General features: G+C 71.8%; 15 protein-coding genes. All 15 read right to left on the bottom strand.

Features of this window, described 5'->3' with window-relative positions; translation table 11 throughout:
* Positions 1–19: 19 nt before the first annotated feature.
* Positions 20–283: an acyl-CoA carboxylase epsilon subunit gene (locus ABZO31_RS28450; protein ID WP_406864166.1), complete on the bottom strand. Its 264-nt coding sequence runs from the start codon at positions 281–283 to the stop codon at positions 20–22.
* Positions 284–299: 16 nt separating this feature from the next.
* The gene (locus ABZO31_RS28445; protein ID WP_406864165.1) at positions 300–1877 is read right to left on the bottom strand and encodes an acyl-CoA carboxylase subunit beta; all 1578 of its coding nucleotides are present in this window, start codon (positions 1875–1877) and stop codon (positions 300–302) included.
* A gap of 60 nt (positions 1878–1937) precedes the next feature.
* Positions 1938–2744: a 4'-phosphopantetheinyl transferase family protein gene (locus tag ABZO31_RS28440; RefSeq protein ID WP_406864164.1), complete on the bottom strand. Its 807-nt coding sequence runs from the start codon at positions 2742–2744 to the stop codon at positions 1938–1940.
* Positions 2745–2777: 33 nt separating this feature from the next.
* A complete protein-coding gene (locus ABZO31_RS28435) occupies positions 2778–3680 on the bottom strand; it encodes an alpha/beta hydrolase (RefSeq protein ID WP_406864162.1) in 903 nt (300 codons plus the stop codon).
* Between the two features lie 106 nt (positions 3681–3786).
* Entirely contained in the window at positions 3787–5169 is a 1383-nt protein-coding gene (locus ABZO31_RS28430) for an NDP-hexose 2,3-dehydratase family protein (RefSeq protein WP_406864161.1), read from the bottom strand.
* Positions 5166–5924, bottom strand: coding sequence for a class I SAM-dependent methyltransferase (locus tag ABZO31_RS28425; protein ID WP_406864160.1), 759 nt, complete (start codon positions 5922–5924; stop codon positions 5166–5168). The genes ABZO31_RS28430 and ABZO31_RS28425 overlap by 4 nt, the downstream gene beginning before the upstream one ends.
* Positions 5925–6011: 87 nt before the next feature.
* Positions 6012–7133, bottom strand: coding sequence for a DegT/DnrJ/EryC1/StrS family aminotransferase (locus ABZO31_RS28420; protein ID WP_406864159.1), 1122 nt, complete (start codon positions 7131–7133; stop codon positions 6012–6014).
* Positions 7134–7224: 91 nt separating this feature from the next.
* Positions 7225–8229, bottom strand: a complete 1005-nt coding sequence (locus ABZO31_RS28415; protein ID WP_406864158.1) for a carbohydrate kinase family protein — start codon at positions 8227–8229, stop codon at positions 7225–7227.
* Positions 8230–8272: 43 nt separating this feature from the next.
* Positions 8273–9496 carry a methionine adenosyltransferase gene (gene metK, locus ABZO31_RS28410; protein WP_406864157.1) on the bottom strand — a complete coding sequence of 408 codons (1224 nt, stop codon included), beginning with the start codon at positions 9494–9496 and terminating at the stop codon, positions 8273–8275.
* Between the two features lie 35 nt (positions 9497–9531).
* Entirely contained in the window at positions 9532–11061 is a 1530-nt protein-coding gene (locus ABZO31_RS28405; RefSeq protein WP_406864156.1) for an FAD-dependent monooxygenase, read from the bottom strand.
* Complete coding sequence (gene rfbB, locus ABZO31_RS28400; protein WP_406864155.1) at positions 11061–12089, bottom strand: dTDP-glucose 4,6-dehydratase; 1029 nt, start codon at positions 12087–12089, stop codon at positions 11061–11063. Before rfbB ends, ABZO31_RS28405 begins: the two co-directional genes overlap by 1 nt.
* Before the next feature lie 94 nt (positions 12090–12183).
* The gene (gene rfbA / locus ABZO31_RS28395; protein ID WP_406864154.1) at positions 12184–13053 is read right to left on the bottom strand and encodes a glucose-1-phosphate thymidylyltransferase RfbA; all 870 of its coding nucleotides are present in this window, start codon (positions 13051–13053) and stop codon (positions 12184–12186) included.
* Positions 13054–13204: 151 nt separating this feature from the next.
* Positions 13205–14719 (bottom strand): FAD-dependent monooxygenase, encoded by a 1515-nt coding sequence (locus ABZO31_RS28390; RefSeq protein ID WP_406864153.1) that lies wholly within the window; start codon positions 14717–14719, stop codon positions 13205–13207.
* 5 nt (positions 14720–14724) lie between these two features.
* A complete protein-coding gene (locus tag ABZO31_RS28385; RefSeq protein ID WP_406864152.1) occupies positions 14725–15669 on the bottom strand; it encodes an aromatase/cyclase in 945 nt (314 codons plus the stop codon).
* Between the two features lie 34 nt (positions 15670–15703).
* A complete protein-coding gene (gene fabG, locus ABZO31_RS28380; protein WP_406864151.1) occupies positions 15704–16489 on the bottom strand; it encodes a 3-oxoacyl-ACP reductase FabG in 786 nt (261 codons plus the stop codon).
* Positions 16490–16538 lie beyond the last annotated feature (49 nt).

The following is a 16538-nucleotide window of genomic DNA, read 5'->3' as shown; positions in this document are numbered from 1 at the left end:
GGTGGGTGGGATGTCGGGGTCAGCCTCTGCCGGGGGTGGGCCCCGCCCTGCGCCAGGTGCGCGGACCGTCGAACCCGGTGTCACGCTCGGGCCGCCGCCAGCGGGCGACGGCCCGGCGGCCGCGCGCTCGGTCGTCCGGTTCGACATCGGGGCCGAGGGCGCGGGCGAGGAGGACGGCGGTCAGGGCCGCCAGCTCCTCGGGGGCGGGGTCGCCCTTCTCGACGCGCAGCAGGTGCGAGGGGTGGGCTGCGGGCGAGGGGCGCGTGGAATGCGGCTGTGTCATGGCACGTCCTTCACTCTCACTGGGGCGGGTTGCCGTGCTTGCGGTGCGGCAGGTCCGCGTGCTTGGTGGCGAGCATGGCGAGGGCGCGGCTGAGCACCGTCCGGGTCTCGCGGGGGTCGATGACGTCGTCGACCAGGCCGCGTTCCGCCGCGTAATAGGGGTGCACGAGCTCCTGCTTGTACTGCTCGATCTTGCTCGCGCGCATCGCCTCGGGGTCGTCCGCCGCGGCGATCTCCCGCCGGAAGACGACGTTGGCGGCGCCCTCCGCGCCCATCACGGCGATCTCGTTGGTGGGCCAGGCCAGCGCGATGTCCGCGCCGATGGACCGGGAGTCCATGACGATGTACGCGCCGCCGTACGCCTTGCGCAGCACCACCGAGATCCGCGGCACCGTCGCGTTGCAGTAGGCGTACAGCAGCTTGGCACCGCGCCGGATGATGCCCTCGTGCTCCTGCTCGACGCCCGGCAGGAAGCCGGGTACGTCGACGAGGGTGAGCAGCGGGATGTTGAAGGCGTCGCAGAACTGGACGAACCGCGCGCCCTTCTCACTGGCCTTGATGTCGAGCACGCCCGCCATGGCGGCCGGCTGGTTGGCGACGATGCCGACGACATGGCCGTCGATGCGGGCCAGGGCACAGACGATGTTGGGCGCCCAGGCCGCGTGGACCTCCATGAACTCGCCGTCGTCGACGAGTTCCTCGATCACGGGACGGATGTCGTACGCACGGTTGCCGTCGGCGGGAACCAGGTCGAGGAGCGCGTCGCACGGCCGGTCGGCAGCGTCGCTGGTCCGCGCGGAGGGCGGGAGTTCGCGGTTGTGGGCGGGCAGCAGCGACAGCAGGTAGCGCACCTCGGCGAGGCAGGTCTCCTCGTCGTCGTACACGAAGTGGGCCACGCCGGAGACCCCCGCGTGGACGTCCGCGCCGCCCAGCCCGTTCTGGGAGATCTCCTCACCGGTGACGGCCCTGACGACGTCCGGGCCGGTGATGAACATCTGCGAGATGTCGCGTACGGCGAAGACGAAGTCGGTCAGGGCGGGGCTGTAGGCCGCGCCGCCGGCACACGGGCCGAGCATGACGCTGATCTGCGGGATCACGCCGCTCGCCCGGGTGTTGCGCTGGAAGATGCCGCCGTAGCCGGCGAGGGCGGAGACGCCTTCCTGGATGCGCGCGCCCGCTCCGTCGTTCAGCGAGACCAGCGGGGCGCCGGCCGCGATGGCCATGTCCATGATCTTGTGGATCTTCTGGGCGTGTGCCTCGCCGAGCGCGCCGCCGAAGACGCGGAAGTCGTGCGCGTACACGAAGACCGTGCGGCCCTCCACCGTTCCCCAGCCGGTGACCACACCATCGGTGTACGGGCGCTTGGCCTCCAGGCCGAAGCCGGTCGCCCGGTGCCGGCGCAGCGGCTCGACCTCCGAGAAGCTGCCCTTGTCCAGGAGCAGGTCGATGCGCTCGTGGGCGGTCAGTTTGCCCTTGGCGTGCTGTCGCTCGGTGGCCTTCGGATCGACGCCCAGGCGGGCGAGGTCCTTGCGGTCCCGAAGGTCCTTGAGCCGGTCGGCGAGTGCTTCGGTGGGTGTCGGTGTGGCGGGCGGCATGCTGTTTTCCCCCTGTGTCCGTCGGCGTGTCGCCGTTCGGTGCCTCGTTCGGTGTCTTGTTCAGTGCCTCGTTCGGTGCCTCGTTCGGTGCCTCGTTCGCGCGCCGTCGATCAGGTCGGTGGCGTCCTCGGCGTACAGCCACTCCTCGGGCAGGCGGCGGGCCACCGTGCGGTGGACGACGTCCGCCCGCAGGGCGGTCGCCGCGACGTGGCCGCCATGGGCCGGCAGGTTGCGCACGCTCCAGCCCTCGGGCGGAGGCGGGGCGCCTGGCCCGCCCGCGCCCAGGTAGTCGGCGGCCGCTCCGCGGCACAGCCCGGTGCCCAGGCCCTTCAGGTAGGCCTCCTTGCGGACCCACAGCTCACCGAACGCGGTGGGCAGCCGCTCCTCGGGCAGGGCCGCCAGCTCCCGGCGCTCGGCCGGGTGCAGCGCGTGCAGGCACCGCCGCGCCGACCCGGCCGTGGGCAGTCGCTGGACGTCGACGCCCAGCGGGGCGCACGCCACGCCGACGACCGCCAGGCCGTGGCTGTGCGAGAGGGAGAAGTGGGGCGGTGGCCCGGCCGTGCCGGAGAGGAGCGGCGGGCCGTGCTCTCCCGCGCAGCGCGGACACGGCGCCCGGTCCAGCCGGAGCCGGCCCGGCGGGATGCCGCTGTACGCCGACAGCAGCCGCCGGAGCGCGATGTGCGCCACCGTGTACGTCAGCCGGTCGCGCGGGCGCCGGAACGCCGCGATCCGCCCGGCCTCGGCGGAGCCGAGCTCCCCGGTCGGGAGGGGACGGGGGCCTCCGTCGTCCAGCGGCGCGCGCACCGTCCACACGTGCACGACGCCCGGACCCGGGAGTGCCATGGGTGGCATCGGCGCCTCGCTCATGGCGTCCGGCTCCTCATCGGCCGGCCGGCCGCATCAGGCGGCCCGGCCGGCGCGTGCCAGGCATTCCTCCAGGAAGGCGAGCGCGCGCAGGTGGTAGGTACGGGCCGCCCAGCCGAGGCTGATGTTGTGGCCCGCTTCGTCCAGACGGTCGACGGTGACCCACGGAGCGGAAGTGAGCCGTGCGGTGAGGTCGGAGACGCTCTCCTCGTCGTGCCGCCACCACGTCTCGTACGCGGCGAAGGTCAGCCGGACCGGTACCCGTACCCGGGCGGCCAGTTCGGCGAACGAGCGCGGCCAGCGCGCCCCCTCCGACCGTTCCCTGGGCGGCATCGGGGCCAGCAGGGGCGCACTGTCGCGGAAGGTGTTCGGCGGGTAGAAACGCAGCCGGCCCCAGTTGCGCGTCCAGTGGGCGCGCCGGTGGATGTCGTTGAGGTCGGCCGGGTCGACGGCGTAGCGGTGGCCGCAGCCGGAGATGTCGAGCCCGAGCAGCGGGACTCCCAGCGGGTCCGCAGCGCAGGTGAGGGCGAGCTTGCCGCCGTAGGAGTGGGCGAGCAGGAACAGGCCCGCTCCGGTGGGCCGGCCGGTGAGGACCTCGGCCAGTGCGGTGCGTATCGACGCGGACTGTTCGGCCAGCGTCTGCCCCTGCGGCAGCCGCTCGGCGGACAGCCCGTAGCCCGGGCGGTCGACGGCGATGACCGTGTAGCCGAGCCGGGCGCCGAGGGTGAGCAGGGAGACGTCGGGGTGGGCCTGGCCGTCGAAGTAGCCGGCACGCATTCCCCCGCCGTGCAGGGCGACCACCGTCGCCCTGGGGGTCTGTGACGCGGGCTCACTGATCAGCGCAGAGAGGGCGATGCCGTCGCCGCAGTCCAGGCGGACCGCCCGGACACCCGGGGACAGGGTTCCGGTGGCGGCGGGCGCCGCTGTGCCGGTGCTCATGCGCCGCGCCCGGTGGCCGGGGCGGGGGTGGGGGCGCGGCTCATGGTGTCCTCCTTGGGTGGTGGGGTGACGGCCGCCGGGCGCGCGGTCGCTCCGGGCCCGGTTCTCATGCGAGGGCGTCGAGCCGGGCCGCTCCGGAGGTGAGACAGGCGAGGAGCGTGCGGGCCTGGACGTTGACGTAGTGCGCGTGCCCGGCCAGGTCGGCCAGCTGCCCCGGGGTGACCCACTGGAATCCGGGCGGCGGGGCGAGCGGGGCCTGGGTCTCGTCGGCCTCGACGAAGAGGTAGCGGATCTCCGCGTGGAGGAAGCGCCCGCCCTCCTCCGAGTGCAGCGCCTCGTACAGGACTCGTTCGGGACCGGCCGCGAGGACGGTGTCCAGGAAGGGCGGCGGCGGTACGCCGCGCCAGTTGGCCGGATCGCACTGGACGGTGGGGCCCAGCTCGATGGTGTCGAGGAAGCCCGCCTCCGCCCTGGCGCTGACCAGCAGGTGGGGGACGCCTCCGATGCGGCGGACCAGGAAGGCCGCCACCGCGGGCCCGGTCGGCTCCAGCAGGGGCTGCGACCAGCCCGTGACCTCGCGGTTGCCGGCCTCGACGGAGACGGCGACCACTTGGAAGAAGCGGCCGTCGGGACGGGCCAGCGCGAACTCGTCGCGTTCCCAGCCCTTGATGCCGGCGAGCGGCACCAGGTCGGCGGCCACGTCGTGGCGGGACCGTTCGACGGTGACCCAGGACTGCACGGCCGCGTCGGGAAGGAGCGCGCCCCGCGCCGCCCCGCCCGTCGGGAAGCAGGCGATGACGGTACGGGAGTCCATGTTGACCACGTTGTCCCGGCGCAGCAGTTCGGCGATCTGCCCGAGGGTCAGCCAGCAGAAGTCGTCGTCGTGGGGCACCTCGTCCAGCGCCTCGACCAGCATGTTGCGGTTGGTCTTGCGGTAGAACCAGGAGCCGTGTTCGGACTGGAGCACGTCGAACGCCACCCTGCCGCGTACCGGGTCGGTGAAGTACTCGAGGTACTTCACCCCGGCGCCGCGGTGGACCTTGGTGTAGTTGCTCCGGGTGGCCTGCACCGTCGGCGAGAGCTGGAGGAGGTTGCGGTTGCCCGGCTCCATCTTGGCCTGCATCAGGAAGTGCAGGACCCCGTCGAACTCCTTGGCCAGCAGGCCCAGGATGCCGACCTCGGGCTGCCGGATGATCGGCTGCTCCCAGTGGCGGAAGGGCCCCTCCCCCACGGTGACGGAGAGCCCCTCCACGGAGAAGAACCGCCCGGTGCGGTGCACCAGGTTCCCGGTGTCCTCGGTGAACGACCAGCCGTCGAGGCCGGCGAAGGGGATCCGTTCGACCTTGAAGTGGTGGGCGCGGCGCCGTCCCTCCAACCAGGCGGGGAAGTCGGCCGTGGAGATCCACGATCCGTCGTCGGCGGCGGCCGAGAGGGCGAGGCGCGCGGCGAACGACCCGTCCGTGCGGGGGCACAGCACGGCCCCGCTCACGACGGCTCCGGCCCGGAGTTCTCCCGCTTGACGCCGACGAACAGGCCGTTGCCGTCGTAGTCGCCCTCGACGTACTCCAGGGACAGTCCGGCCCGGGCGAAGGCCTTCTCGAACTGCTCGCGGCCGTACAGCGACAGGACGTGGGTGTCGGAGAAGTGCTGCACGCCCTTGCCGGGTTCGGCCACCAGGTAGTGGACGTCCATCCGGCTGGCGGTCTCGCTGTGGCGGACCGTGTGCGAGACGCGGGAGACGGTGCGCCCGTCGACGGTGGTGAGGCTGGCGCCGACGTGCTCCGGGGTGAAGTTCTCGGGGAACCACCACGGCTCCAGGACGACGACTCCGCCGGGCGCCAGGTGGCGGGCGAAGTTGGCGAGCGTCGCGTCGAGCTGGTCCTGTCCGACGAGGTTGCCGATGACGGCGAACAGGGAGACGATCGCGTCGAAGCGGCGGCCCAGGTCGAAGGTACGCATGTCCCCGCGGTGCACGGGTATCTCCGGCAGGTTGCGGCGCGCCACGTCGAGCATGCCCTCGGTCAGGTCGACGCCCTCGACCACGGAGAAGTCCTCGGCGAAGTACTTCAGGTGGCCGCCGGTGCCGCACCCGACGTCGAGGACGGACGCGGCCCGGGGGTGGCGCGCGCGGATGTGCCGGGTGACGGCGGCGGACTCACCGCGGTAGTCCTTGCCCCGGCCCCCGTAGATGGCGTCGTAGATGTCACCGACGTCGTAGATGCCGATGTTCTCCTGGTCGATCATGCGTTCCCTCTCTGGGGCGGCCGGCCGGCGGCCGGGCGGTGGTCTGGGGGTCGGGCGGTGGTCGGGGGGACGGGCAGGGCGGTCCGGCTAGAGGGCGGTCAGCACCTCGCGCAGGGCGCCGATGACCCGGTCCTGCGTCGCCTCGTCGAGCGAGGGGTACATCGGCAGCGAGAAGATCTCGCCGGCCAGCTTCTCGGTGACCGGGAGCGATCCCTTCTCGTACCCGAGGTGCGCGAAGCCCGACATCGTGTGGCAGGGCCACGGGTAGCTGATGTTCAGCGAGATGTCGTACGCCTCCAGCGCCTCGATGATCCGGTCCCGCTCGGGGTGCCGGACGACGTAGACGTAGTACGCGTGGGTGTTGCCCTCGTTGGTGGACGGCAGCCGGAGCGCGCCGGGGCCCGTGAGGTCGCCGAGCTTCTCCTCGTAGCGGCGGGCGACCGCGTTGCGGCCGGCGGTGTACTCGTCGAGCCGGCCGAGCTTGCGGCGCAGGATCTCGGCCTGTACCTCGTCCAAGCGGGCGTTGTGGCCCGGGGTGCGGACGACGTAGTAGACCTTGTCCATGCCGTAGTAGCGGAGCTGGCGCATGGCCCGGTCCGTCGCCTCGTCGGAGGTGAGCACCGCGCCGCCGTCCCCGTACGCCCCGAGGACCTTGGTGGGGTAGAAGGAGAACGCGGCCGCGTCGCCCATGGTGCCGACGAGTTCGCCGTGGTGACGGGCGCCGTGGGCCTGGGCGCAGTCCTCCAGGATCTTCAGCCCGTGCTTGGCCGCGATCGCCTTGAGGGGCGCCATGTCGACGCTCTGGCCGTAGAGATGGACCGGCAGCAGCGCCTTGGTGCGGGGGGTGATCGCGGCCTCGACGAGGTCGGTGTCGATGAGGAAGTCCTCTTCGCGGATGTCCACGAAGACGGGCACCGCGCCCGTGCTGATGATGGCCACGACGGTGGGGGCCGCCGTGTTGGAGACGGTGACGACCTCGTCGCCGGGTCCGATGCCCAGCGCTTCGAGGGCGAGCTTCAGGGCGTTGGTGCCGTTGTCGACACCCGTGCAGTGCCCCCCGCCGTGGTAGGCGGCGAACTCTGCCTCGAAGCCCTTGACGCTGTCACCGAGGACCAGCCGGCCGGAGCTGAAGACCGTCTCGACGGCGTCGAGTATGTCGGCCTTCTCCTTCTCGTACTCCGGCAGGTAGTCCCATACTCGCGTCGTCACTTTCGTACCTCCAGGTACTGGTCGTACTCGTCAAAGGGGGCGGCGCCCGGCGGACAGGGCGACAGGGCGGCAGGGCGGCAGGGCGGCAGGGTCAGGCGACGGGTTCGAGGGGGCCGCGCACACCGGCCAGCGCCGTCCGCATCGCATCGGCCGCCGCGGGGCCGTACGCCCGCACGATGCGCGCCAGCAGGCCCGCGGCGGTGAGCTCGTACTCCTGGGTGCCGACGGATTCCAGCACCAGCGTGGCCACACCGCAGCCGAGCTGCGCCGCCCGCTCCTGCGTCCAGCCCCAGGAGGTACCGGCGAGGAAGCCCGCCCGGAAAGCGTCGCCCGCGCCGGTGGGCTCGACGACGTCGTCGGTGTGGACGGCGGGCACGTGCAGGCGGGGTTCGCCCCTGCGCGCGATGTCGACGCCGTCGGCGCCGTGCGTGGTGATCCACGTACCGACGCGCTCCAGCACCTGCGCCTCGGTCCAGCCGGCGTGCTCCTTCAGCAGCGCCGCCTCGTACGCGTTGGTGAACAGGTACGCCGCCCCGTCGACGACCGTGCGGACCTCGTCGCGGCCGAGCCGGGCCAGTTGCTGCGAGGGGTCGGCCGCGAAGGGCAGACCGAGCCGGCGGGCCGCCTCGGTGTGACGCACCATCGCGGCGGGATCGTCGGCGCCCACGAGGACCAGGCCGAGGCCACCGCACTGTTCCGAGACGGCGGTGAGGCTGATGTGCCGGGCCTCTGCCATGGCGCCCGCGTAGAACGTGGCGATCTGGTTCTGTTCGCTGTCCGTGGTGCACACGAAGCGCGCCGTGTGCAGGGTTTCGCTGACGTGGACCGCGGAGGTGTCCACGCCGTCGGCCTGCAGCCGGCGCTCGTACTCCGCGAAGTCGACGCCCGCCGCGCCGACCAGCAGCGGGGAGAGTCCGAGCCGGCCCAGCCCCAGCGCGATGTTGGCCGCCACCCCGCCCCGCCGTACCTCCAGGGTGTCGGCGAGGAAGGACAGCGAGACCCGGTCCAGGCTGTCGGCGATCATCTGCTCGGCGAACCGGCCCGGATAGGCCATCAGATGGTCGGTTGCGATCGATCCGGCCACGGCGATGCGCACGGCGGTTGGCTCCTTCGGTAGGGCGTGGGGGCGGACTGCCGGCTCAGACGCCGGCGGCCTTCCTGAGGGCGTCGACGCGGTCGGTGCGCTCCCAGGTGAAGTCCGGCAGCTCACGGCCGAAGTGGCCGTACGCGGCGGTCTGGGCGTAGATCGGGCGCAGCAGGTCCAGCGCGCGGATGATCGCGGCCGGGCGGAGGTCGAAGACCTCGCCGATGGCGTGCTCGATCTTCTCCGTCTCGACGGTGTGGGTGCCGAAGGTCTCGACGAACAGACCGACCGGCTCCGCCTTGCCGATGGCGTACGCGACCTGGACCTCGCAGCGCGAGGCCAGACCGGCCGCCACCACGTTCTTGGCGACCCAGCGCATCGCGTAGGCGGCCGAGCGGTCGACCTTGGACGGGTCCTTGCCGGAGAAGGCACCGCCGCCGTGACGGGCCATGCCGCCGTACGTGTCGATGATGATCTTCCGGCCGGTCAGGCCCGCGTCACCCATCGGACCGCCGATCTCGAAACGACCGGTCGGGTTCACCAGCAGGCGGTAGCCCTCGGTGTCCAGCTTGATGCCGTCCTCGACGAGCTGCTTCAGCACGTGCTCGACCACGAACTCCCGGATGTCGGGCGCCAGCAGCGAGTCCAGGTCGATGTCCGAGGCGTGCTGCGAGGACACCACGACCGTGTCCAGACGCACGGCCTTGTCACCGTCGTACTCGATGGTCACCTGCGTCTTGCCGTCGGGACGCAGGTACGGGATGGTCCCGTTCTTGCGGACCTCGGTCAGCCGGCGCGACAGCCGGTGCGCCAGGTAGATCGGCAGCGGCATCAGCTCCGGCGTCTCGTCCGACGCGTAGCCGAACATCAGACCCTGGTCGCCGGCACCCTGCTTGTCCAGCTCGTCGCCTTCTCCACCTGCGGCGGAACCCTCGACCCGCTTCTCGTACGCCGTGTCGACACCCTGCGCGATGTCCGGGGACTGCGACCCGATGGAGACCGAGACGCCGCAGGAGGCGCCGTCGAAGCCCTTCTTCGAGGAGTCGTACCCGATCTCGAGGATCTTGTTGCGCACCAGGGCGGGGATGTCCGCCCAGGCCTTGGTGGTGACCTCGCCGGCCACGTGGACCAGGCCGGTGGTGATCAGGGTCTCCACGGCGACGCGGGAGGTGGGGTCCTCCCGGAGCAGCGCGTCGAGAACGGTGTCGCTGATCTGGTCAGCGATCTTGTCGGGGTGACCCTCGGTCACGGACTCCGAGGTGAACAGACGTGTTGCCATCACAGTTCCTTCTGCATCGGTGGAACGAGCGGGGATCAGAGCGAGGCCGGGCCGAACCAGCGCGCGAGCGCGGCGGTCAGCTCCCCGGCGTCCGCCCCCGCCCATGCGACGTAGCCGTCCGGGCGGACCAGGACGGTCGCGGCGCCCGCGAACACGGCGGCGTCACGCGGCTCGACGGGCGTGGCCGTGACGGTGAGGACCCGGTCCTTCCAGCCCGCCGACGCCTCGCGCAGCGCCGGGTCGTCGGTGAGGTCCAGCACGACGCCCTGGGCGGCGTGCAGCAGTTCGGCGGTGCTCCGCTCCCCGAAGCCGGTCAGCAGGGTGCGCTGCGGCAGCCGGCGGCCGACCAGCGGGTGCCCGCCGTCCGCTGCTTCGGCGACGCCCATGTCGTAGCGGATGTCGAGGCCGCTGACCACGCCCGCGAGGTGCTTCTTGACGTCGTCGTAGGCGACGAGCTCGGTGAACAGCTCGCGCAGCGGGTCCGTCTCGGGGCCGCCGAGGAACAGTTCGCCCTGGGCGAGGGTGTTCATCAGGAGCCGGGCGCCGACCGGGTGCCGTTCGGAGTGGTAGGTGTCCAGCAGGCCGGGCGGCGCCCAGCCCTCCAGCACCGCGGCCAGCTTCCAGCCGAGGTTGACCGAGTCCTGGATGCCGGTGCTCAGGCCCTGTGCGCCGGCGGGCAGGTGGACGTGCGCCGCGTCTCCCGCGAGCAGCACCCGGCCGCGCCGGTACTCGCTCGCCTGCCGGGTGGCGTCGCTGAAGGAGCTGACCCAGTCGGCGCCGCCACCCGAGATGTCCTCGCCGGTCAGCCGCTGCCAGGCGGCGGCCACCTCGGCGAACTCGGGCGTCTCGCTGCGGTCCGCCGGCGGGGTGCCGCGCTCGCACACGATGATGCGGTCCACTCCCTCCGCGAGGGGCGCCGACATCACCATGCCGCCGTCCAGCCGTTCGCCGAGGAACCGGGGGCGCAGCCCGCAGCCGGTCACGTCCGCGAGGTACATGCCGCGGGTGGCGGGGGTACCGGGGAAGTCGAAGCCGGCCGCCCTGCGCACCGAGCTGTTCCCGCCGTCGGCGCCCACCAGGTAGGCGGCGCGCAGCCGTTGCTCGCCGTCGGGGGTGGTGACGGTGAGCTCGACGGCGTCCTCGTCCTCGGCCAGGCCGGTGAACTCCCAGCCGCGCCGGATGTCGGCGCCGAGCTCCACCGCCCAGGCCTCCAGCACCGCTTCGGTCCGGGACTGCGGGATGCCGCGCGCACCGAAGTGGGCGTCCTCCAGGGCGGTGTAGTCGAACTGCACACCGCCGAAGTGGCCCATCGGTGTGGTCTCGAGGCCGGGGAAGCGCGGCACCAGCCCGCGCTGTTCGAGCGACTCCAGGGCGCGGGTGGTGAACCCCAGGCCGCGCGACTGGCCGGTGGGCCGCTCCAGGCGCTCGGTGACGACGACGCTCGCGCCGCCCAGTCGCAGTTCGCCGGCGAGCATCAGCCCGGTGGGGCCCGCGCCGACAATGATCACGTCCGCATCCACGGATATTCCCTCTCTCGGTTCCCGGCTGTTCCGGGCGGCAGACATCACGCGGCCCCGGCGGCTTCTGCGGCTTCTGCGGCTTCTGCGGCTTCTGCGGCTTCTGCGGCACGGTGCTTGACGGGCTTCCACCACTGGGGGCGGTCGCGGTACCAGGCGACGGTCTCGGCGATCCCCTCGTCGAAGGGGACGCGCGGCGCGTAGCCGAGCTGCTCCCGGATCTTGGTGTCGTCCAGGGAGTAGCGCAGGTCGTGGCCCTTGCGGTCCTCGACGTGGCGGATCATCGAGTCGTCGGCGCCGGACAGTTCCAGGATCCGTCGGGTCAGGGAGAGGTTGTCCCGTTCGTCGCCGCTGCCGATGTTGTAGATCTCCCCGGCTCCGCCCCGGGTCAGCACCAGGTGCAGGGCCCGGCAGTGGTCGTCCACGTGCAGCCACTCGCGGCGGTTGCGGCCGTCGCCGTAGACCGGGACCGGGAGGCCCTCCAGCAGGTTGGTGACGAACCGGGGAATGAGCTTCTCGGGGTGCTGGTACGGGCCGTAGTTGTTGGAGCAGCGGGTGACGGAGACGTCAAGCCCGTGCGTGCGCCAGTAGGAGCGGGCGATGAGGTCGGAGCTCGCCTTGGAGGCGGCGTACGGGGAGTTCGGCAGCAGCGGCCACTCCTCGGTCCAGGAGCCGTTCTCGATGGAGCCGTACACCTCGTCGGTGGACACGTGCAGGACGCGCTCGACGCCGCTGTGCAGGGCGGCTTCCAGCACGGTCTGGGTGCCGAGGGCGTTGGTACGGACGAACGCGCCGCCGCCGTCCACGGAGCGGTCCACGTGCGACTCGGCGGCGAAGTGCACGACCGCGTCGTGGCCGGGGAGCAGGTCGCGCAGCAGGGGGCCGTCGCAGATGTCTCCCCGCACGAACTCCAGCCGGTCGTGCGCGGCGGGCAGGTTGTCCCGGTTGCCGGCGTAGGTCAGCTTGTCCAGCACGGTGATGCGGGTGTTCGCGCCGGCGCCGTAGGAGCCGGCCAGCAGGGCGCGTACGTAATGGGAGCCGATGAAACCGGCTCCTCCGGTCACCAGAATTCTCATCGGGCGATCCGTGTTCCAGGCATGACTGTTCCGCTTCTCGAAAGGGATTTCCGGCTCGGGGACCGGGGCCGTGCCCGGGTTCGCGGAAGACCGCTCAGCCGGCGGCGGCGGTTTCCATGACGTACTGGCCGTAGGGAGAGCTGGCCAGTCTGCTGCCGAGCCGGTGGCAGGCGCTGCGGTCGATGAATCCCATGCGCCAGGCGATCTCCTCGATGCAGGCGATGCGCACGCCCTGGCGGTGCTCCAGGAGCTGGACGTACTGGCCGGCGGCGGCGAGCGCGTCGTGGGTCCCGGTGTCCAGCCAGACGAAGCCGCGTCCCAGCTGGACGAGTTCGGCCTTGGCGTTCTCCAGGTAGACGCGGTTGACGTCGGTGATCTCCAGCTCCCCGCGTTCCGAGGGGGCCAGGCTCTTCGCGATCTCCACGACGTCGTTGCTGTAGAAGTACAGGCCCGTGATGGCCAGGTTGGAGCGCGGCTCGGCGGGCTTCTCCTCCAGGGAGAGAAGGTTGCCGGCCGAGTCGATCTCGCCGACCCCGTAGCGCTCGGGGTCGCGGACCGGGTAGCCGAACAGCACACAGCCGTCGACGTCCCGGACACAGCGCTGCAGCACCTCGCTGAACCCCGGGCCGTGGAAGATGTTGTCGCCCAGGACCAGGGCCACCGAGTCGTCACCGATGTGGTCGGCGCCGACGATGAAGGCGTCCGCCAGCCCGCGGGGCTTGTCCTGCTCCGCGTAGCTGAGGTTCAGGCCGAGATGCGACCCGTCGCCCAGGAGTCTGCGGAACCCTCCCAGATCGTCCGGCGACGAAATGATCTGGATATCCGTGATGCCGGCGAGCATCAGTACCGACAGGGGATAGTAAATCATCGGCTTGTCGTAGACGGGGAGCAACTGCTTGGAAACTCCGAAAGTGATTGGCTGCAGCCGGGTACCGAGACCGCCGGCCAGAATGATTCCCTTCACGCCTCTGCCTCCATGCAGTTCACGCGACACCCTGAAACGAAATCCGACGGAATCCGACGGAATCCAACGGAATCCGATGGAAGCCGATTCCAGGAATTCCAGGATCTTCGCGCTGCCGGGATTTTTCAAGGAAATTCAGGTCAGGCCATTGTCAATTCCGGCCTGGCTCGCCGAACCAGCGCCGCAGCGCGGCCCGCGCTCCCTCCCACCGCGTTCCCTCCCACCGTGTCGAGGCCCAGACGATGTGGCCGTCGGGCCGCGCCAGCAGTGCCGCCCCGTCCGGCAGCGGACCGCCACCGGCCGGCCGAGCAGCGGTGACGGCGACCCGGTCCGTCCACCCCGCCGCGACGTCCTCGGGCGGTGTCCCGGCGCGGTCGCCGGCGCCGAGGTCCAGCAGCAGTCCACGGCCGCCGCGCAGCAGGGCCGCCGTTCGGGTGGGTCCCTGCTCGGTCGTCAGCTCCGCGGGCGGCAGCCGCCGGCCGAGCAGCGGATGGGCCGGCTCCGTGCCGGGCGCGCCGACGTCGTAGCGGATGTCGAGACCGGAGATCTTTCCGGCCAGGTGCTCCTGTACGCGGCCGAGGGCGATCAGCTCCCCCAACAGCGCGCGCACCGGCTCCACTTCGGGACCGCCGAGCAGCAGATGGGCCTGCGCCCGGATGTTGGACAGCACCCGCCGGCCGGTCTCGTGCCGTTCGGTGTGGTAGCTGTCGAGCAGTCCGGCGGGCGCCCGGCCGGAGACGTGGGCGGCCAGCTTCCAGCCGAGGTTGACGGCGTCCTGCAGACCGAGGTTGAGGGCCTGCCCGCCGATCGGCATCTGCTGGTGGGCCGCGTCCCCGGCGAACAGGACCCGGCCGTGGCGGTACCGCTCCAGCTGCCGGCCCGCGTCGCCGAAGGAGTTGACCCAGAGCGGGGTGCCGCCTCCGATGTCCTCACCGGTGACCCGCCGCCAGACGTCGACGACCTCCTCGAACCGGGGTTCGCCGGTACGGGGAGCGGCGACGGCGCCGAACTCGTGCACCATGACGCGGGTGACGCCCTCGCGGGTGGCCGCGACGGCCAGCCCGCCGGGCAGCCGCTGGAACCGCCGGTCGGGTACGCCGATGCCCTTCACGTCGGCGCGCAGCAGCTCCCGGCGTGCGTCGAGCCCGGGGAACCGGGCCCCGGTCAGCCGGCGCACGGTGCTGCGCTCACCGTCGCAGCCGACGAGATGGCTGCCGTGGACGAGCAGGGAACCGCCCTGGCCGGCGGCCTCGGCCTCCACGCCCTCCGCTCCGACGGTCAGGGCACGCAGCGTGCACCCGCGCCGGATGTCGGCGCCGAGCCCGGCCGCCCACCGCTGGAGGAGCTCCTCCGTACGGGTCTGCGAGACCTTCCACTGACCCGGGTGGGTGCTGGGCAGCGTCAGGTCCATCGGCAGTCCGCCGAAGTGCCCGCGCGGCTCGTTCGCCGGGGTGCCCAGCTCCTCGAGCAGGCCGCGGGCGTCCAGGATCTCCATCGTCCGGGCGTGCAGGGTCGACGCCCGCGACTCGGTGGTCGGGCCCGGGCGGTCGTCGAGGACCACCACCTCGGCCCCGCCGAGCCGCAGTTCGCCCGCGAGCATCAGCCCGACCGGGCCCGCTCCGACCACGACGACCTGGGTGCGTACGCGTGCCTCGCTGTGCGTCACCGTGATCAGCGCTTCTGCTCGGCGTAGTCCTTCGCGTGGCCCAGCGTCGCCCGGCTGTTGGTGCTGAGCGCGTTGTGCACGTACTCCCGGGCGTCGGCCACCGTCGCGTCCGGGCCGAGGACCCGGGCGATGTTGTCCGTGTTGAGGACGACGGTGTGCTGGGAGGAGGCGGCGACCCCGTTCTCGTTCTCCGTGAACGTCCAGTAGCCGGTGTGCAAGGACATCAGCGCGGGCAGGGTGACCTGCTTGTAGGCGATGGTGCGGACCGGAAGGCACACCCGGTAGGACTTGGTGGTGTGCGTGGAACCGTCCTTGGCGCGGGTGTCCATCTCCAGGACCTGCAGACCCGGCGACGGCTCCTCCATGCGTACGGACGCCACGTGCGGCAGCCGCTCCTGCCACCGGTCGGCCTCGTCGATGAAGTCGTAGACGTCCTTGGCCGACCCGTCGATCTGCACGGTGTCCTCGAAGGAGAAGGTCACCTCCTCGGCCGCGTGCGCGCGTTCCACGTTGGTCTTCAACGCGGCCAGTTCCGAACGGGAGTTGCGGTCGACGGCCTGCTCGATCCAGGCCAGGCTGTCCGCGTCGTCGTCGATCGCCCGGTAGTCGTGCAGCAGCCGCACCCGGGACTCCGTGGGCGACACCGGCTCGATGATCCACGTACCGCCCATGGCGGCGACCGGCGGCGCCGGCACCTCCTGGCGGAAGGTGATGCGCAGGGCCTCGGCGTCCAGCGTGCGGCGCGAGGTCCAGTTCTTGGCCGTCTCGTTGGCGGTGGCCCAGATGCGTATGCGCTCCTCGTTCTCGCCGCGCTCGACGTGGTCGACGTAGATCGTGGGCGGGAAGATCCGCGGCCAGTTCTCCACCTCGGCGATCAGCCGGTAGACGGCGGCGGCCGGGGCCGCGACCGTGATCTCGTGTTCCACCTCACGCAGGCCCTGCTGCGACATGCTCGTTCTCCTCGGTGTCTGTGGAAACGGAAGGTCAGAAGTTGCCCAGGCCACCGCAGACGTTCAGCGCCTGCGCGGTGATGGAGGCGGCGGTGTCGGAGGCCAGGTAGCCGACCAGGCCGGCGACCTCCTCGGGGGTCGAGTAGCGGCCGAGCGGGATCTTCGCCCTGAACCTGGCGTGGATCGCGTCCTCGGTGGTGTCGTACGCGGCCGCGTAACCGGCGCGCACCCGCTGGGCCATCGGCGTCTCGACGTACCCGGGGCAGACCGCGTTGACGGTGATGCCGGTGGGGGCGAGCTCGTTGCCGAGCGCCTTGGTGAAGCCGACGACACCGTGCTTGGAGGCCGAGTAGGGGGCGCCGAGCACGACACCCTGCTTGCCGGCCGTGGAGGCGATGTTGATGATCCGGCCGCGGCTCTTGTCGCGCATGCCGCCGGTGGTCAGCACCTCACGGGTCAGCCGGAAGACGCTGTTGAGGTTGGTGTCGATGACGTCGTGCCACAGCTCGTCACTGATGTCGGCGGTGACTCCGCCGCCGGACCGGCCCGCGTTGTTGACCAGGACGTCGACGGTGCCGAACCGGTCGACGGCCGCCCGGACGAAGGCCTTGACGTCGTCCTCGGAGCGGACGTCGAGCGGGGCGCCCCCGGCCTCGAGGCCCTCCTCGCACAGCTGCTTGACGGTGCTCTCGACGTTCTCGGCGTTACGGGCGCCGATGAACACCCGGTGGCCCTGGGAGGCCAGGAGCCGGGCGACGGCCAGGCCGATGCCGCTGGTCGCTCCGGTGATCAGGGCGACCCGCTTCTCCTGCTGGGACATGCTCTCTTCTCCACTGGTGGGGTGGTGCTGCGGGCGGGGGGCAGGGGCC

The sequence above is a fragment of the Streptomyces solicamelliae genome (assembly GCF_045348655.1).
Taxonomy (GTDB): domain Bacteria; phylum Actinomycetota; class Actinomycetes; order Streptomycetales; family Streptomycetaceae; genus Streptomyces; species Streptomyces solicamelliae.
Note: the sequence above shows the minus strand (reverse complement) of the source record. Positions and strands in the feature narration are given on the sequence as shown.